This is a genomic window from Bradyrhizobium sp. SZCCHNR1017, from assembly GCF_032381375.1.
Lineage (GTDB): Bacteria > Pseudomonadota > Alphaproteobacteria > Rhizobiales > Xanthobacteraceae > Bradyrhizobium.
Genome location: NZ_JAUHIR010000002.1, coordinates 552,830 through 570,266 on the forward strand (window position 1 = coordinate 552,830; position 17,437 = coordinate 570,266).

The following is a 17,437-nucleotide window of genomic DNA, read 5'->3' on the forward strand; positions in this document are numbered from 1 at the left end:
TGAACTCCGTCATGCGTCGGTCGTCACCGCCCTGTGATAGGGAGGAGCCGACGACGACGGAGAAATTCGCGATGCCCATGATGAGTCGCCGCCACGTGCTCGCCCTGATGACCGGCGCCAGCCTGCTGCCCACACGTTCATTCGCGCATGTCGCGCCGCCGCGCAACGAGATCCGCGGCGATCTCGCCAAGCGCTTCACCGACGAAGGCACCAAGGGGACTTTCCTGGCCTACAAGGTCGAGGAATATCTCGTCATCGCCAGCGACACCGATCGCTCCGGCGAGGCAAGGCTGCCGGCCTCGACCTTCAAGATCGCGAACTCGCTGATCGCGCTGGAGACGGGCGTTGTCGAGGATCCCGACAAGGATGTGTTCAAATGGGATGGCGTCACGAGATCGATCGAGGCCTGGAACAAGGATCACACCTTGCGCAGCGCGATCGCGGTCTCCGCCGTGCCGGTCTATCAGGAGATCGCGCGCCGCATCGGCGCTGAGCGGATGCAGAAATATCTCGAGGAGCTCGACTACGGCAATCACGACATCGGCGGCGGCATCGACCAGTTCTGGCTGACAGGCGCGCTTCGCATCGATCCCGTCGAGCAGGTCGATTTCATCGATCGCCTCAGGCGTGGCGCGCTTCAGGTCTCCAAGCGCAGCCAGGATCTGACCCGCGACATCATCCCCGTGACCAAGGTCGGCGATGCCGTCATTCACTTCAAGTCCGGACTGCTCGGCAAGGAGCAGGGGGCGCTTGGCTGGATGGTCGGCTGGGTCGACAAGGGCGATCAGCCGACCGTGTTCGCGCTCAACATGGACTGCCCTGAGCCGCGCCACGTCGAGGCTCGGATGACGCTGACGCAGGCTTGCCTGAAAGACATCGGCGCGGTGTGAATCGAACTGCCGTGATGTCGTGGCGTAGCCCGGATGAGCGCAGCGATATCCGGGATCAGCGAACGTGAGTTCCTCGAAGACCAGGACACTGTCGTCATTGCGAGGAGCGAAGCGACGAAGCAATCCAGAGTCATCGAGGGACTCTGGATCGCTTCGCTTCGCCGCTTCGCGCGCAATGACGCGGAAATGTTGGTGGCCTATCTCCGCGCCAGCTCCAGGTCGACGCCCCTGATCTCCGTGCCCGCCGGGCGGATCGACACGGTCTGCCGGCGTCCCTGCGTCGTCAGCGACAGCCCGGCGGAAAACGTCTGCCCGCGCGCCTGGGCTTCGATGCGGTTGCCGACCGCGCGGCCCTCGATCGTGCCGGATGCGTTGTGGCTCGATTCGCTCCATTGCCCCGAGATCTCGCCGCCGCGATAGGCGACGTCGCTGGAGAGGTCGATGTTGTAGCTGTCGCTCGCGCAGCGGATGTTGAGCCGGAGCTGCTCGCCGGCGCCGCCGACGTCATAGGCCGCGCGGCAGCGCAGCCGCTCCTGGTTGCCGTCGGACATGCTGATCACGCCGCCGCCGGTCCAGGAGCCCTCCAGCCCCCGGAACGGCGCGGCAGGCGCTGCATGGGCCGCGCCGCCCAAGGCGAGGGCGGTCAGCAAAGTTGGGATCGCAAGGCGAGAGGCGCGCATCATCGGGCTCCGTTTCATCGTCGAAAAGTGAGCGACAACGCAGCAAGACCCGATGCGTTCGACCTGTCACCTCAAGAATTGATCCAAATCGTTCTATTTTTGCTCACGACAGTTTGAACAGTGCGCGCAGGAAATCCGTCACCGCCTGGCGGGCGGCCTCCGCGGTGGCGGGGTTGCCACCGACATGCGGATCGAACTCGACGCAGGCGTCCTGATAGGTGAAGGGCTGCTGCGTGTCGGCATTGATCAGCATCCCGCCATCGCTCTCCTTGATGCGGCAGTTGCGCACGGTCTGCGCCTTCGGCGCGACGGCGAGCATGTTGGCGCCGAGCAGGCCGAGATCGAAGCCGTGCGGCGAGTCCGGATATTCGGTCAGCGCGACGTCGCGGCCCGCTGCCTTCAGCCGCTCGACATAGGCCTTGCAGGTCCGCACCGGATTGTAGTCGTCCGGTCCGCCGTGAAAGATCCGGATCGGCCGCGCCACGACCTCGGTCTCACCGAGATAGGTCGTCGAGCAGTCCGGATAGAACGGGATGTAGGCGGCAAATTGCAGCCCGGAATTGTTCCAGCGCTTGTGGAAGCGCTGGAGGCTCGCATACAGCGCCGCCTGTCCGCCGCGTGAAAAGCCCATCAGCACGATGCGCTCGGGATCGACGCGCGGATGCTTCGCCAGCACGTCCAGCGCACGATAGATGTCCATGATCAGGTTCAGCCGGCCGAGCTGGGCCTGGTTGGTGCTGGTCGCGGTGATGCCGCGCCCGGTGAAGCCGTCGATCGCGAAGGTCGAGATCCCCATTGCATTGAAGGTGCGGCTCCAGGCTGCGATGTTGGCGCCGACGCCGCCCGAGCCGTGCATCAGCACCACCACCGGCAGCCTGCCGCTGCCCTGCGCCACGCGCATTTCGCCGACGACGGTGACCGGCTTGCCGCCGTCGTCGCCGGAGAGGAACTGCCGGTCAGATAGCGTGAGCGAGGGGATCGGATACATCTCGACCCGGGCGGGCACGTCCTTGGTGATGCCTTGCGCGCTCGCGCTGCCGCCGAGCCCAGGACCGAGTGCAGCGAGCAGCATCATGACCACCGCCGTTGCTGCCGAACGCCGCGCTGGTCCAGTGGTGGTGCGCGATACGCGTCTGAGACCGAAACAGGCGCGCGCGGCAAGCGCCAACGGCGCGCTACCATGGTGTCGCTCCATGACCGTCCTCCTGGCTCGCCGCTTGTGGCGCGGCTTTGCAACCAAGTAGAACGAGCGATCATGGCGCTGTCAAACCATCCCGTGAGATGCATGGTGGACAACGGATCGAGGGGGCATGTGCGTTGCTCGGGCGGGCAGCCCGGCGGAGAGCGGTATGCTGATCACGCGGCGCTCGTGCGACCGTTTGGCGATCGCGGCCTCTGCGCCCGGTAACGTGATCAGGACGAGGCGATCATCGACCGTCAGCGTCGCGTGATCCGACTTGTGGGTGATCCATTATCCTTTCGGTGTCGTTGCGGATTCTTCGTGCCTTTCGGACTCCGCATCAACGCCCGGGAAGCAAAGCGCGACATATCGCCCAGCATCCTTGCAGACTTCTGCGATGATACATGGTGCGCAGTTGTCGCAGTCGCCGCATGTTGCGGAAAAATTCTGGATTGCAGCTATCAGTTCGCCTATGAGGAGCGCACGAACGTTCGCCGGCTCGCGACGGTGGCATACGACGCGCCGAGTTGGTGAGCGACGATCTGGAAGACGGGCGGCGGATCCTCGGCGATCCGATGTCCTCGATAATCGTCCAGCATCCATGCGCGCCGGCGACGTAACAAGATGGACTTCATGCTGAGAGAGCAATTGATCCGTTCGGCCGGTGCGACGATCTGTGCGGTCTCGTTTCTCACGCTTGCAGCGTGCAGCGACCGTGACGGCTCCGGTGCCTCCCAAGCGTCGAGCCCGCCCGAGGTCGGCGTGATCACGGTCGAAGCGGCGCCGGTGACGTTGACCAAGAACCTGCCGGGGCGGATCACGTCGATGCGGATCGCCGAGGTGCGGCCGCGCGTCAGCGGCATCGTGGTCGAGCGCAGCTTCCAGCAGGGCGCGCTCGTCGAGGCAGGCGCCGTGCTATACCGGATCGATCCGGCGCCGTTCCAGGTCGAGCTCGACAAGGCTCGCGCTGCGCTCGCCAAGGCGGAGGCCGTGCTCTATCAGGCCGATCGCCAGGAAGACCGCCTCAAGACCTTGTTGACCGGCCAGGCCACGTCCCAGGCGCAGTACGAGCTCGCGGTTGCCTCCGAGCGCCAGGCCGAGGCCGACGTTGCGGCCCAGAAGGCCGCGGTCGCGCAGGCGCAGCTCAATCTTGATTGGGCGACGGTGCGCGCGCCGATCAGCGGCCGCATCGGCCGTGCGCTGGTCACCGAAGGCGCGCTGGTCAATCCCAACGAGACGACTCATCTCGCCACCATCCAGCAGCTCGATCCGGTCTATGCCGACTTCACCCAGTCGGTTGCCGAGCTGAACGAACTGCGGCGCGATCTCGCGGAAGGGCGGCTGAAGAGCGTTGCGCCCGACGCGGCGCGCGTCCGCCTCGTGTTGGACGACGGCTCAATCTACAAGCATGCAGGGCGCCTGCTGTTCTCCGACGTCAGCGTCGATCCGGGCACCGCAAAGGTAACGTTGCGCGGCGAGTTTCCGAATCCCGAAGGCGAGCTGCTGCCCGGTATGTATGTCCGGGTGCAGATCGAGGAGGCGATCGATACCAACGGCATCGTGGTCCCGGCGCAGGCTGTGCAGCGCACGACGTCGGGCAGCAGCGCCGTCTATGTCGTCAATGACGAAGGCCGCGCCACCCTTCAGCCGGTACGTTCCGGGCGCACGCTCGCCTCCGGCGTCCTGATCGAGGATGGCCTCAAGTCCGGCTGGCGCGTCGTCGTTGACGGCGTCCAGAAGGTGGCGCCCGGCAGTGCCGTCACAGCCGTGCCCTGGAAGGTTTCCGGCTCCGACAAGCCGTCCGCCTCGAACTGACGCAGTCACGGCCCGGAGGTTGTCATGTCGCGCTTCTTCATCGCACGTCCGATCTTTGCCTGGGTCGTGGCGATCTTCATCTGCCTGGCCGGCGTGCTGTCGATTCCGTTCCTGCCCGTCGCGCAGTATCCGATCATCGCGCCGCCCTCGATCTCGATTTCGACCGCCTATCCCGGCGCGTCGACCGAGAACCTGTATTACAGTGTCACGCGCCTGATCGAGGAGGAGCTGAACGGCGCCGCCGGCATCCTGAACTACGAATCGACCAGCGACACCACCGGCGAGGTCGAGATCCTCGCTTCGTTCAAGCCGGGGACCGACATCGACCTCGCCTCCGTCGACGTCCAGAACCGCATCAAGCGCATCGAGCCGCGCCTGCCCGAGGCGGTGCGGCAGCAGGGCATCGTCATTCTCGAGGCGAGCAGCGCCATCCTGCAATTCGTCACCTTGACCTCGACCGACGGCAGTCTCGACGAGATCGGGCTCGGCGACGTCGCGACGCGCTACGTGCTGCCCGAGCTGCGCCGGCTGCCCGGCGTCGGCCGTGCGCGGCTGTTCGCCACCGAGCGCGCGATGCGCATCTGGCTCGATCCCGACAAGCTGCTCGGCCTCGGCCTCACGCCGCAGGACGTCGATCAGGCGATCGCGGCGCAGAACGCGCAGGTCGCCTCCGGCCAGCTCGGCGTGCAGCCGTCGCCGACCCGCCAGCGGGTGCAGAACACCGTGCTGGTGAAGGGCCAGCTCGAGTCGCCGGAGGAGTTCGGCAACATTGTGCTGCGCGCCAACCTGAATGGCTCGGCCGTGCGGCTTGCGGACGTCGCGCGCATCGAGGTCGGCGGTCTCTCTTATGCGTTCTCGTCCTGGCTCAACGGGAAGCCCGCCGCCTCGGTCGCGGTGCAACTGGCGCCGGCCGGCAATGCGCTCGCCACCTCCAAGGCAGTCAAGGCGCGGATGGAGGAGCTTGCCGCGTTCTTTCCCCCGGGCGTGAAGTACGAAGTCTCCTACGACGTGACCCCGGTGATCGCGGCCTCCGTCAAGAAGGTGCTGATGACGCTGGGCGAGGCCGTCGTGCTGGTTTTCCTGGTGATGTTCCTGTTCCTGCAGAACATCCGCTACACGTTGATCCCGACCATCGTGGTGCCGATCGCACTGCTCGGAACCTGCGGCGTGCTGCTCGCGCTCGGGTTCTCCATCAACGTGCTGACGATGTTCGGCATGGTGCTCGCGATCGGCATCCTCGTGGACGACGCCATCGTCGTGGTCGAGAACGTCGAACGCATCATGGCGGAAGAGGGGCTGCCGCCGCGCGAGGCGACCGACAAGGCGATGGATCAGATCACCGGCGCGGTGATCGGCATCACGCTGGTGCTGATGGCCGTGTTCGTGCCGATGGCCTTCTTCCCGGGCTCGGTCGGCATCATGTATCAGCAGTTCTCCGCCGCCATGGTGGTGTCGATCGGCTTTTCGGCGTTCCTCGCGCTGTCGCTGACGCCCGCGCTGTGCGCGACCCTGCTGAAGCCGATCGAGAAGGGGCACGGCCACGCCGCACGCGGCTTCTTCGGCTGGTTCAACCGCCGCTTTGCCGCGGCGACCAACCGCTACAGCCAGGCGACGCGCTGGATCGTGGCGCGCGCCGGACGCTTCATGATCGTTTATGCACTGATCCTGGCGGGGCTCGGCTATTCGTTCTGGCGCATGCCCGGCGGCTTCCTGCCGGTGGACGACCAGGGCTTCGTCATGGTCGACGTGCTGGCGCCCGCCGATGCCAGCGCCAACCGGACCCTCGACATCTTGCAGGAGGTCAACGAGAAGCTGGTCGCGACGCCCGGCATCGACACGGTGTCGTTCGTCGCCGGCTTCAGCTTCTACGGCCAGGGCGCCAACACCGCGCAGGCCTTCGTGACGCTGAAGGACTGGTCGGAGCGCAACAAGGCCCAGAGCGCGGACGCCCTGATCGCCAAGCTCAATCCGGAGTTCGCGAAAATCCGTGATGCCGAGGTGTCGGTGCTGGCGCCGCCGCCGATCGACAATCTCGGCAACACCTCCGGCTTCAGTTTCCGCCTGCAGGATCGCTCGCAGCGCGGCTACGATGCGCTGATGGCGGCCAAGGATACGCTGTTTGCGGCCGCGGCGAACTCGCCCGTGCTCGGCAAGCTGAGCGTCGAGGGGCTGCCGCCGGCGCCCTCGGTCCGTCTCGAGATCGACCGTGCCAAGGCGGCCGCGCTCGGCGTCACCTTCGCGGCCATCAACGGCGCGCTGTCGACGAGCCTCGGCTCGAGCTACATCAACGACTTCCTCAATCTCGGCCGCATGCAGCGCGTGATCGTGCAAGCCAATGAGGACAAGCGCCTCAAGCCGGAGGACCTGCTGACCTACAGCGTGCGCAACACGGCCGGCGAGATGGTGCCGTTCTCCTCCTTCGCCCGCCTGTCATGGGTGGTCGGGCCGACCCAGGTCGTCGGCTTCGACGGCTACCCGTCGGTCCGCATCACCGGCAATCCCAAGCCGGGCTACACCTCCGGCGACGCGATCGCCGAGATGGAGCGGCTGATGGGCACCTTGCCGAAGGGCTTCGGCTACGCCTGGACCGGCCAGTCGCTGCAGGAGAAGCTTGCGGGATCGCAGGCCGCGTTCCTGCTCGGGCTGTCGATCCTGTTCGTCTTCCTCTGCCTCGCCGCGCTGTACGAGAGCTGGGCGATCCCGTTCGCGGTCATGCTCGCCGTGCCGCTCGGCCTGATCGGCTCGGTCGCCGCGGCCTGGCTGCGCGGCCTGCCGAACGACGTCTATTTCACCGTCGGCGTCATCACCATCATCGGCCTGTCGGCGAAGAACGCGATCCTGATCATCGAGTTCGCCAAGGACCTGCGGGCGCGCGGGATGCCGCTGATCGAGGCCACCGTCACCGCCTGCGAGCTGCGTTTCCGGCCGATCATCATGACGTCGCTGGCCTTCATCCTCGGTGTCGTGCCGCTGGTGATCGCCACGGGGGCGAGTGGCGCGAGCCAGCAGGCGCTGGGCACGGGCGTGCTCGGCGGCATGATCACGGCGACCTTCCTCGCGGTGCTCTGGGTACCGGTGTTCTTCGTCGTGGTGATCCGGTTCTTCACCCGCGACAAGCCGGCCGCGGCGACGCCGAACCGGGAGCTGCCGTCGGCCGCGCCCTGATCCGGGGCGTGCAGGGGACGCGCCGTCCGATCCGGCCGAGATGGGTGAAGCCGAAGCCGTCGGCGTATTTCAAACCGTAGCCGGCGAGGCGGTCGACGCCGACATGGGCAAGCCAGACGGTCGCGATCGCCGTGACCAGCGGTTGTCCGGCCAGGAGTCCGAGGGCGAGCAGGGCGGCGGGCGCCAGCGTGCTGTGGACGGCATTGTAGACGACCGCGCCGACGCGCGGTCCGCCGAGATAGGCCGCGAAGCTGGTGTCCGGGGCCAGAAACAGCGCCGCGAACAGCCACCACGACCCGCCCTGGTGGGCATAGAAGGCGGCTGCGCCGGCGGCCAGCGCCAGCCCTTCGAGCCGCAGCAGCAGGCGCGGGCCGCCATGGACGGCGCCATGGGATGTGCCGGAAGGCTCAGTGACCAGATCCGGTTGAGCGGCCATATCCATGATTCTGCTTCCAATTCCGAACTGTGGGAGGAGGGGCGGCACGGCCGAAAGCGGCTTTCCGGCTCCGAAATAGCCGTGATAGAAGGCCGCCAACAGTCACGACATCGGGAACGGGCGGGAAGCGCATGAAGGACATCCTGGACACCCTCGAGGAGCGGCGCAAAGGCGCCAAGCTCGGCGGCGGCGAGAAGCGCATCGAGGCGCAGCACGCACGCGGCAAGCTGACGGCGCGGGAGCGCATCGAGCTGCTGCTCGACAAGGGCTCGTTCGAGGAGTTCGACATGTTCGTCGAGCACCGTTCGACCGAGTTCGGGATGGAGAAGACCAAGGTCCCGGGCGATGGCGTCGTCACCGGCTGGGGCACCGTCAACGGCCGCAAGACTTTTGTGTTCGCCAAGGACTTCACGGTGTTCGGCGGCTCTTTGTCCGAGACCCACGCGCTGAAGATCACCAAGCTGCAGGACATGGCGATGAAGGCGAGGGCGCCGATCATCGGCCTCTATGACGCCGGCGGCGCCCGCATCCAGGAGGGCGTCGCGGCGCTCGCGGGCTATTCCTACGTGTTCCGCCGCAACGTGCTGGCGTCCGGCGTGATCCCGCAGATCTCGGTGATCATGGGCCCGTGCGCCGGGGGCGACGTGTATTCGCCGGCGATGACCGACTTCATCTTCATGGTGAAGAACACCAGCTACATGTTCGTGACCGGCCCGGATGTCGTGAAGACCGTCACCAACGAGGTCGTGACCGCGGAGGAGCTCGGCGGCGCCTCGGTGCATGCGACGCGCTCCTCGATCGCCGACGGCGCCTTCGACAACGACGTCGAGACCCTGCTGCAAATGCGGCGCCTCATCGACTTCCTGCCGTCGAACAACTCCGACGGCGTGCCGGAATGGCCGAGCTTCGACGACATCGAGCGCGTCGACATGTCGCTCGACACGCTGATCCCGGACAATCCGAACAAGCCCTACGACATGAAGGAGCTGATCCTGAAGGTCGTCGACGAGGGCGACTTCTTCGAGATCGCGGAAGGCTTCGCCAAGAACATCGTGACCGGCTTCGGCCGCATTGCCGGCCGCACCGTGGGCTTCGTCGCCAACCAGCCGATGGTGCTGGCCGGCGTGCTCGACAGCGACGCCTCGCGCAAGGCCGCGCGCTTCGTCCGCTTCTGCGACGCCTTCAACATCCCGATCGTCACCTTCGTCGACGTGCCGGGCTTCCTGCCGGGTACCGCGCAGGAATATGGCGGCCTGATCAAGCATGGCGCCAAGCTGTTGTTCGCGTACTCGCAATGCACGGTGCCGCTCGTCACCGTGATCACCCGCAAGGCCTATGGCGGCGCCTTCGACGTCATGGCGTCCAAGGAGATCGGCGCCGACATGAACTACGCCTGGCCGACGGCGCAGATTGCGGTGATGGGCGCCAAGGGCGCCGTCGAGATCATCTTCCGCGCCGACATGGCGGATCCGGAGAAGATCGCCGCGCGCACCAAGGAATACGAGGACCGCTTCCTGTCGCCGTTCATCGCTGCCGAGCGTGGCTACATCGACGACGTCATCATGCCCCACTCCACCCGCCGCCGCATCGCCCGTGCGCTCGCCATGCTGCGTGACAAGAAGATGGAGATGCCGGCCAAGAAGCACGACAATCTGCCGCTGTGAGCGGCGGTTGAAGAGCAGGGAGGGCGGCGCACGGCGGGTCGCCGTCGTATTTGACGAAGTCTGGCGGCCGCCGCGCGCTGCCGCCGGATCGGCGCGGCAATCTGCGCCGTTTTCGCCCCTGGCGTTAAGCTTACGGCTTAACTAACCTTTAACGAAGGGTTTGCGGGAACTGGGCCGCTGGCCTAGCCTTTGTCGATCGCTGATGGGTCAGAAGAGTAGGGTCGCGTATCATGGCTGTTAGAACATCGGCATATCGGAATTCCAGAGTTCTGGTCGTCTGCGCGGCCGCCGCCGCGCTGGTGTTCTCCTCCGAGGCCGCGTCGGCCCGGTCTGGCGTTGCCGTGGCTGCGCCCGTGGCCGCCGGTCAGGCGGGGGCAAGCCAAGTCGTCCCGCCGGCGCCTGGCGTGCGGCCCTTCGTCCGTCACCACCACCGCGGCTATCGTTCCTATCTGCCGGCTGCCGGCGCGTTCGCCTATGGCGGCTATGGCGAGCCCGTGCCGCAGCAGATCCCCGAGCACACATCGGCCGATGTGCGCTACACCTATACCTACGACGTCCCGTGGGACTGGGTCCACCGCTTTCCGCCGAACGTCGTGCCGTCGGATCGCCCCTATGTGTCGAGCTGCCCGATGCAGACCGTGACGGTGCCGGGACGCCGCGGCGGCGATCACTCCGTCACGATCACCCGCTGCTACTGACGTTTTGAGCCAGCTCAATGCGACCCGTGTGAACCGGCGCTAGATTTCATCAAATACCGACCGGCCTCGCTCGCGCGAGGTCGCGAGGTGACGAGGCCCGGACTCCTAGGCACTCCGGGCCTCGTTGATTCTGATAGTCTCCCGTCATCGCGCGAGTCGGCGCGGGGGAGGCTCCAATGATCGAGACGACGGCGAGGTCGCGTTTTTTCATCGTGCGCATCTGCATGGCGCTGATGATATCGGCCGCCGCCGCTCAAGCCGCCGGCGCCGATGAGACCGTGACGATCGGCGGCTCCCGCGTCGCCCTGATCAGGCCGGCCTTGGTGCGCGCCAGCGTGATCCTGCTGCCCGGCGGCGACGGCGCCATCAATGTCGGCGATCGCGGCGACATTCACGGCCTGCTCGGCAACCAGCTGGTGCGCACGCGCAACGCCTATGCCGCCCGCGGGCTCGCCGTCATGGTCGCGGACGCCAGCACCGATTTGAAGGCCGCGGTGGACTACATGGCCGCGATCAAGCGGCCGGTGACGGTGATCGGGACCAGCCGAGGCACGTTGCGCGCCGCGGAAGGCATTGCCCGCGGTGCCCGGCCGGATGCGCTGGTGCTGACTTCGGGCTTCCTCAGCTCGGAGTCCGGCAGCTCCTCGAACGTGATGTCGATCCTGGGCTCGCCCTCCGCCTTGCCGCGGACGCTGGTCATTCATCACACCAGTGACGGCTGCAAGTTCACGCTGCCGGCGGGCGTCGATCCATTCATCAGATGGTCGGGCGGCCGCGCGCGGGTGAAGTGGCTGTCGGGCGGCGCGGAGGCGGGGGATCCCTGTCAGGCGCGCGGCCATCACGGCTTCAACGGGCTCGACGGGCAGGTGGTCGGCCTGGCCGCAGGGTTTCGCTGAGCGGCCGATTGCAGGTAGACTCCGCGGCAACACCAACATGGTCCGGAGGAAACTCGATGCCGTCAGCCATTTTCGTCGTTCGCGCGACCCTGCCTGATCCCGCCCGGCGCGATGAGTTCGATCGCTGGTATCGCGACGTTCATCTGCCCGACGCGATCAGGAGTTTTGGCGTGCGCAAGGCGTGGCGGGTCTGGAGCCTCGCTGACCCGGCGGTGCATCAGGCGATGTATCAGTTCGATGCCATCGATGCGATGGAGCGCGCCGTCGGCGGCGACGAGATGAAGCGCCTGATCGCCGACTTCAATCGCGACTGGCCCGACGTGACGCGGACGCGCGAAATCTTCGTACTGGCGCAGGCGGTCGAGGAGTGATCGGCCGGCGGCGCGTACCAAGATCGGCGAAGGTGGCAGAGCCATGGTTGTGCCGCAGGCACGCGCCAGTTCAGCTCACGTTCAGGTGATGGGTCGAATACTCCCTTCATGCCCTGGCTCGTGCATCATGGAGGCGTGCGATGGAACGACGGAACTTCCTCAAGCTGGCATTGGGGTTCGGCTGCGCGGCGGCGGCCGGCGCCGTGCTCCGCACCACCGATGCGGTCGCTGCGCCGCTCGCGCCATTGCCGCTGAACGAGGTGGCGCCTTCAGCCAGGGATCAGCACGTCGAACCCGCGGTCGGTTCGCGGGACGAGGCCGACCGGCTCGCGCCGGAGCAGGTTCGCTGGGGGCATCACGGTCATCATCACGGACACCATGGTCACGGACACCATTGGGGCTGGCGCCGGCGGCATTGGGGTTGGCGGCGCCGTCATTGGGGCTGGCGCCACCATCATCGGCACTGGCACCGCCATTGGCATCGCCGCCACCACTGGTGATCGGCGCAGCCGCATTGCGAGAAAGCGCAGTTTCAGACGTGTGACCGCAACACGGCAGGGGTCGGCGTGGCGCGATCCCTGTCGCTCATTGTTTGCTTTCACCTGCCGAGGAAGCCCAGCAGCAGTGCGTCGTATTTGTCCGGCGCATCGAGGAAGACGAGGTGGCCGGCATTGGCGACCACCTCGGCGCGCGCATCGCCCATCCGGCTGGCCAGGCCCTTTGCCAGCTCGGCGTTCTGGCCCATCTTCGCTTTCAAGGCCTCGGGCGCGTTGGGCCGTCCCGGCGCGTTGTGATCGTCCGCGCCCATGATGAACAGCGTCGGCTGCGTCAGCAGCGGGATCTCGTGCACCACCGGCTCGCGGTAGATCATCTGATAGGAGCTGACGAAGCTCTTCAGCCAGCGCGAATAGTCGGCGCTTTGCTTCAGGTTGAAGCGTGCATCGATGAACGGCGTGACCTGCTCCGGCGGCAGCTTCAGCGCGTAGTTGGTCTCCAGCTGCTTGCGATAGCCGTCCGCCGTCAGCCGGTCCTCACTCTCGATGATCTTTTCCGACGGGATCGGCGGCACGTAGACGCGATAGTCCTCGAGCCCGATCGGCGCGGTCAGCACGAGATGCGCGACGCGGTCGGGATAGGCGCGGGCGATGCGCACGGCCAGCATGCCGCCCATCGAATGCGCGACGATATCCGCCTTGGCGATGCCGAGGTGATCGAGCAGCGTCATGGTGTTGCGCGCCAGCGTGTCGAAATGCAGCTCGCCTGCAGGCTTGGATGATTTGCCGAAGCCGACCTGGTCGGGCACCACGACGCGGAAGCCGGCGTCGGTCAGTGTCTTGATCACGGGCGCCCAGTAGCTCGAGGGGAAGTTGCGGCCGTGCAGCAGCAGGGCAACGCGGCCGTTCGGCTGCGCCGGCGCCACATCCATATAGGCCATGCGCAGCTGCTCGCCGTCATTGACCAGGGGCAGCAGGCTGACCGGATACGGATAGGGGAAACCTTCGAGATTGATGCCATAGGGCTCGCGCGGCGCCCCCACCGCCGGGGCGACAGTCGGGGCGAGGGCGAGCAGGGCGGCACAGAAGGCGACAGCGAAACGGGACATGAAGACTCCACGACGGACGTGACGAGATGGTCGTCAACCGTCACGCCGTGCCCCGCGTTCGCCTTGGCCGCAAGGCACGAGGGCCGCGCTGCGATAAAGAGCGCGTGATCGTCAGTCTTCGGCCGGACCGAACAGCGCCGCGAAATGCTTTTCGCCGGCGCGGCTGAAATTGACCACGCGACTGCCTGGGGTGGCATCGCGCGCCGCCCATTTCAGCTCGGTGAAGCGCTTCATCAACGCTGCGCCGAGCGTGCCGGCGAGATGATGCCGCCGCGCGCTCCAGTCGAGGCAGGCCTTGCACACGGGCCGGCGCGGATGCGCCAGCATTTCCGGCGAGATCCGCAAATGCTGTGCCAGGAAATGTTTGCCGTCCTCGGTCAGCACGATCTCCTGCTTGCGCCGGCGGACCAGCTTCTGCCTCGTCATGCTGTCGAGCATCTGCACGCCGAGATCGCCGGCGAGGTGGTCGTAGCAGATGCGTGCTCGCCGCAGCTCCGGCTCCTTCGGCCCGGTGCGCACCCGCATGTGGCCGGCGCGCGCGGCAAGGCCGGCGAGCTTCTCCAGCACGTCGGCGACATCGGGATCGGCGAGCCGGTAGTAGCGGTGGCGGCCCTGCTTCTCCGGCTCGACCAGGCCGCCGCCTTCGAGCTTGGCAAGATGCGAGCTCGCCGTCTGCGGCGTCACGCCCGCTTCCTGGGCGAGCTCGGTCGCGGTCAGCGCACGGCCCGAGAGCAGCGCAGTCAGCATGTTGGCGCGGGCGGGATCGCCGACCAGCGCCGCCACCATCGCAATGTCCGGACCTGATTTCATACTTCGATGCTAGCCGAAGCATTCTCGCCCGGCAAGCGGATAGTGTCGACGATACAGAACTCACCGGAGGTTGTCATGACCATCACCGTCTTCATCCGCTATCGCATCGATCCGTTCAAGCGCGACGTGTTCGAGGCCTATGCCAGGCGCTGGCTGTCGATCATCCCCCGTTGCGGCGGCGACCTGATCGGCTATTTCATGCCTCATGAAGGCACCAACGACATCGCCTACGGCCTGATTTCATTCGACAGTCTCGCAGCTTACGAGCGCTATCGCGCAGCCTTGCGCGGCGATGCCGAGGGCCGGGCGAACTTTGCGCTGGCCGAGGAGCACAAGCTCATTCGGGGCGAAGAGCGAACATTCTTGCGCAACGTCGTGGCGGCGCAATGATCGCGGCTCTATGCTGCCGCAACGCGAGGATGCATGGGAGGATGACATGGAGTTGATCAACACGGCGGACAAGCGCGCGGCCTTTCGCAAGCTGCACGAGGCCGGCTGCTTCGTGCTGCCGAACCCGTTCGACGCCGGCACGGCCAAAATGCTGCAACATCTCGGCTTCAACGCGGTCGCCTCGACCAGCGCCGGCTTCGCGTGGTCGATCGGCAAGGCGGACACCGGCACGACGCTCGACGAGATGCTCGCGCATCTGGCGGCGCTGTCCGCGGCGGTCGACATTCCCGTCAACGCCGATTTCGAGGGCGGCTTCGCCGATGCCCCCGAGGGCGTGGCCGCCAACGTCACGCGCGCGGTTGCCACCGGCGTCGCCGGTCTGTCGATCGAGGACTCCACGGGTGACAAGGATGATCCGCTCTACGCGTGCGAACTGGCGGTTGCGCGCATCCGCGCCGCACGTCAGGCGATCGATGCAAGCGGTGGGGACGTGCTGCTGACCGGCCGCTGCGAGGCGTTTCTCTGGGGCAAGCCCGATCTCAAGCTCGTGACCGATCGCCTCGCGGCCTATGCCGAGGCCGGCGCGGATTGTCTGTACGCTCCGGGGATCAAGACGGTCGAGGAGATCACGGCTGTCGTCAACGCGGTGGCGCCCAAGCCTGTGAACCTGCTGATCGGCGCGTCGGGTCTGTCATTGAGCCAGGCCGCCGAGCTCGGCGTGCGCCGCATCAGCGTCGGCGGTTCGCTGGCGCGGGTGGCCTGGGCCGGCTTCGTCCGGGCGGCCAAGGAGATGGCCGAGCAGGGCACCTTCACCGAACTGGCCAACGGCTATCCCGGGGGCGAGCTGAACAAGCTCTTCGGTTGAGATCAGGCTGCGCGCCCGTCCTCCCGCAGATACTGATCTCATCTGCCTGTAGAAAAGCCGCGGACTCTGCCGCGGCTTTTCAGTCTGATTTGCTGAAATCGCTTAGTAGCGATCCGTTCCGATGCCGACGCTGACGCCCGGGGCGCGGAAGCCGATGCCGCCGCGGTCTTCGTAGCCGCGCCGCTCGATGTAGCGCTCACGCGGAGCGTACGCGTAGGAATCGCGATCTTCGCCTTGAATGATGACGCGGCGTTCACTGCGCTCGCGCCAACAGCGGCCTTCCTCGTTACAGACCATCCGGACGTTCTGGATGTCTCGTTGCGGGACCGCCGAGGCTGCGGGAGAGATCGGTGCCGCCGAAGCGGCGGTCACGGCCAGCGTGCTTGCCGCGGCTGCGATAGCTATGGAGAGAGCTTTCATTACGTATCTCCTGGGTGAGAGTGTCAATGAGCCAATCGGTTCGCGCTGCTATGGTTCCATGGCGGCCTCGCACGCTTCGCGTAATTTGTTGGAGGACTCGCCAAAAAACGGCGGCGGGTGATTGCTCACCCGCCGCCCAGGAGTGGGACCGCTGATTGCCGTCCGCGAGATTATTTGACGGCGTTGGGCTTGTCGCTCGGGGCCGCCGGCGGCGGTGCGGTGCGATCTCCCGCGGCGCCGGTCGTCACGCCGGGCGAGGTGTTATCTTTGGTGGTCGAGGCGGATTGCGAGGCCGGCGTGGTGCTCGCCTGATCGTTGCGCATCGACATGTTGTTCAGCCCGTAGAACACGGCGCCGAGCAAAATCGCGATGCCAAGGGCGTACGCTGCGATCCGGCCGGTCGAGGCGGAGCCTTCCCTCAACTCGGGATCGGGCTGCAGCTGGCTGTCCGTCCGCGCCGCGCGCTCGTAGTCGGCGCCGGTCATGTCGGCACCGGGCATGCCGGGCCGCGTCGTCATGTCCGGCCGGTTCATGCCGTCGGGATAGCGTTCGTTCGGGAGCCGTTCGTTGGCCATGATGTCCTCCTTGCGATTGTCACCCGACAACCAGTCGGGCCCCGGCTCTGTTCCGCGAAACCTTACGAAATCCCCAGTCGATCCGTTGCACCGCGCGCTAAGGTGCCTCACGTGCACTGCGATTCTCCGTCCTGTTTGTTGGAGCCTTCGATGTGGAACCTGCCGCCCGGTGACAGCGTGTTGCATCTGTTGACCTGGGTGGCGCTGGCGGCGCAGGCGATGACGGCCGCGCTGGCGGCGGGACGCCGCAGCATGGACTGGATGGGCGTCTGCTTGTTGGGGGCGATCACCGCGCTCGGCGGCGGCACCTTGCGCGACGTGCTGCTCGGCCACTATCCGCTTGTCTGGGTCGAGCAGCCGTCCTTGCTGTTGCTGACCGTGCTGGCGCCGTTCGTGACGATCGCCATGGCGCGCCTGGTTCACAGGCTGACCATGGCGTTCCTCGTTCTCGATGCGGTCGGCCTCGTCGTGTTCACGATGACGGGCTGCGACATCGCCTGGCAGATGAACGTGCCGATCGGCATCGTCATCGTCGCCGGGATGATCACGGGTTGCGCCGGCGGCGTGCTGCGCGACATCCTGTGCAATGACGTGCCATTGCTGTTTCGCGCCGAGCTCTACGCCAGCGTGTCCCTCGTCACGGGCCTGGTCTATGCGACCGGCTTGTCGCTCGGCATCGCCAGCGGATGGTGGACGGCGCTGACCTTCGCGCTCGGACTGTCGTTCCGGCTGCTCGCGATCCGCTACAAATGGAACATGCCGCGCTTCGTATTTGCGGGCGACGATCGGGGCTGAAGAAGGCGATCTTATCGCATCGCACAATTCGTTCGGGCCGGAATCGTGCCGGCCACTACGGTTCAGTCACCGTCCGCCGAGCCGCCAAAGCCATGGTGCGCATCATCCCATTTCGCGGCAGTGGCCGTTTTCGACACAAACCGCAAAAGCCGCAGCCGGCTCCCGCCACGAAATTGCGATTTCG

18 protein-coding genes are annotated in these 17,437 nt (G+C 66.4%); 11 read left to right on the plus strand and 7 right to left on the minus strand.

Features of this window, described 5'->3' with window-relative positions; translation table 11 throughout:
• Nucleotides 1–71: 71 nt before the first annotated feature.
• Nucleotides 72–890, plus strand: a complete 819-nt coding sequence (gene blaOXA / locus QW863_RS08135; RefSeq protein WP_315714535.1) for an OXA-1091 family oxacillin-hydrolyzing class D beta-lactamase — start codon at nucleotides 72–74, stop codon at nucleotides 888–890.
• Between the two features lie 197 nt (nucleotides 891–1,087).
• Here the strand turns inward: blaOXA and QW863_RS08140 are convergent, their stop codons facing one another.
• Together QW863_RS08140 and QW863_RS08145 are read right to left on the minus strand one after the other, a co-directional pair.
• Nucleotides 1,088–1,573, minus strand: a complete 486-nt coding sequence (locus QW863_RS08140) for a hypothetical protein (RefSeq protein WP_315714534.1) — start codon at nucleotides 1,571–1,573, stop codon at nucleotides 1,088–1,090.
• A gap of 100 nt (nucleotides 1,574–1,673) precedes the next feature.
• Nucleotides 1,674–2,645, minus strand: coding sequence for a dienelactone hydrolase family protein (locus QW863_RS08145; protein WP_315714967.1), 972 nt, complete (start codon nucleotides 2,643–2,645; stop codon nucleotides 1,674–1,676).
• A gap of 738 nt (nucleotides 2,646–3,383) precedes the next feature.
• Here QW863_RS08145 and QW863_RS08150 point away from each other — a divergent pair.
• Both QW863_RS08150 and QW863_RS08155 read left to right on the plus strand, forming a co-directional pair.
• Entirely contained in the window at nucleotides 3,384–4,565 is a 1,182-nt protein-coding gene (locus QW863_RS08150; protein WP_315714533.1) for an efflux RND transporter periplasmic adaptor subunit, read from the plus strand.
• A 24-nt stretch (nucleotides 4,566–4,589) separates the two neighbouring features.
• On the plus strand, nucleotides 4,590–7,730 hold the full coding sequence (locus tag QW863_RS08155; RefSeq protein ID WP_315714532.1) for an efflux RND transporter permease subunit: 3,141 nt from the start codon (nucleotides 4,590–4,592) through the stop codon (nucleotides 7,728–7,730).
• Here the strand turns inward: QW863_RS08155 and QW863_RS08160 are convergent.
• Nucleotides 7,669–8,172 carry a DUF4260 domain-containing protein gene (locus QW863_RS08160; RefSeq protein ID WP_315714531.1) on the minus strand — a complete coding sequence of 168 codons (504 nt, stop codon included), beginning with the start codon at nucleotides 8,170–8,172 and terminating at the stop codon, nucleotides 7,669–7,671. The two genes, QW863_RS08155 and QW863_RS08160, sit on opposite strands and share 62 nt — an antisense overlap.
• A gap of 125 nt (nucleotides 8,173–8,297) precedes the next feature.
• On the opposite strand from QW863_RS08160, the gene QW863_RS08165 reads away from it, so the two are divergent.
• From QW863_RS08165 to QW863_RS08185, 5 genes are all read left to right on the plus strand, one after another.
• Entirely contained in the window at nucleotides 8,298–9,830 is a 1,533-nt protein-coding gene (locus tag QW863_RS08165) for an acyl-CoA carboxylase subunit beta (RefSeq protein ID WP_009027335.1), read from the plus strand.
• A gap of 230 nt (nucleotides 9,831–10,060) precedes the next feature.
• Nucleotides 10,061–10,528 (plus strand): hypothetical protein, encoded by a 468-nt coding sequence (locus QW863_RS08170; protein ID WP_315714530.1) that lies wholly within the window; start codon nucleotides 10,061–10,063, stop codon nucleotides 10,526–10,528.
• A 176-nt stretch (nucleotides 10,529–10,704) separates the two neighbouring features.
• A complete protein-coding gene (locus QW863_RS08175) occupies nucleotides 10,705–11,424 on the plus strand; it encodes an alpha/beta hydrolase (protein ID WP_315714529.1) in 720 nt (239 codons plus the stop codon).
• Between the two features lie 56 nt (nucleotides 11,425–11,480).
• Nucleotides 11,481–11,795 carry a hypothetical protein gene (locus QW863_RS08180; protein WP_315714528.1) on the plus strand — a complete coding sequence of 105 codons (315 nt, stop codon included), beginning with the start codon at nucleotides 11,481–11,483 and terminating at the stop codon, nucleotides 11,793–11,795.
• A gap of 140 nt (nucleotides 11,796–11,935) precedes the next feature.
• Entirely contained in the window at nucleotides 11,936–12,295 is a 360-nt protein-coding gene (locus QW863_RS08185; protein WP_315714527.1) for a twin-arginine translocation signal domain-containing protein, read from the plus strand.
• A 98-nt stretch (nucleotides 12,296–12,393) separates the two neighbouring features.
• Here the strand turns inward: QW863_RS08185 and QW863_RS08190 are convergent, their stop codons facing one another.
• Both QW863_RS08190 and QW863_RS08195 read right to left on the minus strand, forming a co-directional pair.
• The gene (locus QW863_RS08190; protein WP_315714526.1) at nucleotides 12,394–13,398 is read right to left on the minus strand and encodes an alpha/beta hydrolase; all 1,005 of its coding nucleotides are present in this window, start codon (nucleotides 13,396–13,398) and stop codon (nucleotides 12,394–12,396) included.
• A 111-nt stretch (nucleotides 13,399–13,509) separates the two neighbouring features.
• Nucleotides 13,510–14,208 carry a winged helix-turn-helix domain-containing protein gene (locus tag QW863_RS08195; RefSeq protein ID WP_315714525.1) on the minus strand — a complete coding sequence of 233 codons (699 nt, stop codon included), beginning with the start codon at nucleotides 14,206–14,208 and terminating at the stop codon, nucleotides 13,510–13,512.
• 75 nt (nucleotides 14,209–14,283) lie between these two features.
• On the opposite strand from QW863_RS08195, the gene QW863_RS08200 reads away from it, so the two are divergent.
• On the plus strand, nucleotides 14,284–14,598 hold the full coding sequence (locus QW863_RS08200) for an NIPSNAP family protein (protein WP_315714524.1): 315 nt from the start codon (nucleotides 14,284–14,286) through the stop codon (nucleotides 14,596–14,598).
• A 46-nt stretch (nucleotides 14,599–14,644) separates the two neighbouring features.
• A complete protein-coding gene (locus tag QW863_RS08205) occupies nucleotides 14,645–15,463 on the plus strand; it encodes an isocitrate lyase/phosphoenolpyruvate mutase family protein (RefSeq protein ID WP_315714523.1) in 819 nt (272 codons plus the stop codon).
• A gap of 102 nt (nucleotides 15,464–15,565) precedes the next feature.
• On the opposite strand, the gene QW863_RS08210 is transcribed toward QW863_RS08205, so the two are convergent.
• Both QW863_RS08210 and QW863_RS08215 read right to left on the minus strand, forming a co-directional pair.
• Complete coding sequence (locus QW863_RS08210) at nucleotides 15,566–15,883, minus strand: hypothetical protein (protein ID WP_315714522.1); 318 nt, start codon at nucleotides 15,881–15,883, stop codon at nucleotides 15,566–15,568.
• A 170-nt stretch (nucleotides 15,884–16,053) separates the two neighbouring features.
• Nucleotides 16,054–16,458 carry a hypothetical protein gene (locus tag QW863_RS08215; protein WP_315714521.1) on the minus strand — a complete coding sequence of 135 codons (405 nt, stop codon included), beginning with the start codon at nucleotides 16,456–16,458 and terminating at the stop codon, nucleotides 16,054–16,056.
• A 150-nt stretch (nucleotides 16,459–16,608) separates the two neighbouring features.
• Between QW863_RS08215 and QW863_RS08220 the strand changes: the two genes are divergently transcribed.
• Entirely contained in the window at nucleotides 16,609–17,253 is a 645-nt protein-coding gene (locus tag QW863_RS08220; protein WP_315714520.1) for a trimeric intracellular cation channel family protein, read from the plus strand.
• Nucleotides 17,254–17,437: the final 184 nt, after the last annotated feature.

Coding starts and splice junctions, on each gene's coding strand:
- QW863_RS08210 (WP_315714522.1), bottom strand. CDS start 15,883: ATGAAAGCTCTCTCCATAGCTATCGCAGCCGCGGCAAGCACGCTGGCC.
- QW863_RS08195 (WP_315714525.1), bottom strand. CDS start 14,208: ATGAAATCAGGTCCGGACATTGCGATGGTGGCGGCGCTGGTCGGCGAT.
- QW863_RS08150 (WP_315714533.1), top strand. CDS start 3,384: ATGCTGAGAGAGCAATTGATCCGTTCGGCCGGTGCGACGATCTGTGCG.
- QW863_RS08175 (WP_315714529.1), top strand. CDS start 10,705: ATGATCGAGACGACGGCGAGGTCGCGTTTTTTCATCGTGCGCATCTGC.
- QW863_RS08160 (WP_315714531.1), bottom strand. CDS start 8,172: ATGGATATGGCCGCTCAACCGGATCTGGTCACTGAGCCTTCCGGCACA.
- QW863_RS08215 (WP_315714521.1), bottom strand. CDS start 16,458: ATGGCCAACGAACGGCTCCCGAACGAACGCTATCCCGACGGCATGAAC.
- QW863_RS08180 (WP_315714528.1), top strand. CDS start 11,481: ATGCCGTCAGCCATTTTCGTCGTTCGCGCGACCCTGCCTGATCCCGCC.
- QW863_RS08170 (WP_315714530.1), top strand. CDS start 10,061: ATGGCTGTTAGAACATCGGCATATCGGAATTCCAGAGTTCTGGTCGTC.
- QW863_RS08200 (WP_315714524.1), top strand. CDS start 14,284: ATGACCATCACCGTCTTCATCCGCTATCGCATCGATCCGTTCAAGCGC.
- QW863_RS08220 (WP_315714520.1), top strand. CDS start 16,609: ATGTGGAACCTGCCGCCCGGTGACAGCGTGTTGCATCTGTTGACCTGG.
- QW863_RS08140 (WP_315714534.1), bottom strand. CDS start 1,573: ATGATGCGCGCCTCTCGCCTTGCGATCCCAACTTTGCTGACCGCCCTC.
- QW863_RS08145 (WP_315714967.1), bottom strand. CDS start 2,645: ATGATGCTGCTCGCTGCACTCGGTCCTGGGCTCGGCGGCAGCGCGAGC.
- QW863_RS08190 (WP_315714526.1), bottom strand. CDS start 13,398: ATGTCCCGTTTCGCTGTCGCCTTCTGTGCCGCCCTGCTCGCCCTCGCC.
- QW863_RS08205 (WP_315714523.1), top strand. CDS start 14,645: ATGGAGTTGATCAACACGGCGGACAAGCGCGCGGCCTTTCGCAAGCTG.
- QW863_RS08185 (WP_315714527.1), top strand. CDS start 11,936: ATGGAACGACGGAACTTCCTCAAGCTGGCATTGGGGTTCGGCTGCGCG.
- QW863_RS08165 (WP_009027335.1), top strand. CDS start 8,298: ATGAAGGACATCCTGGACACCCTCGAGGAGCGGCGCAAAGGCGCCAAG.
- blaOXA (WP_315714535.1), top strand. CDS start 72: ATGCCCATGATGAGTCGCCGCCACGTGCTCGCCCTGATGACCGGCGCC.
- QW863_RS08155 (WP_315714532.1), top strand. CDS start 4,590: ATGTCGCGCTTCTTCATCGCACGTCCGATCTTTGCCTGGGTCGTGGCG.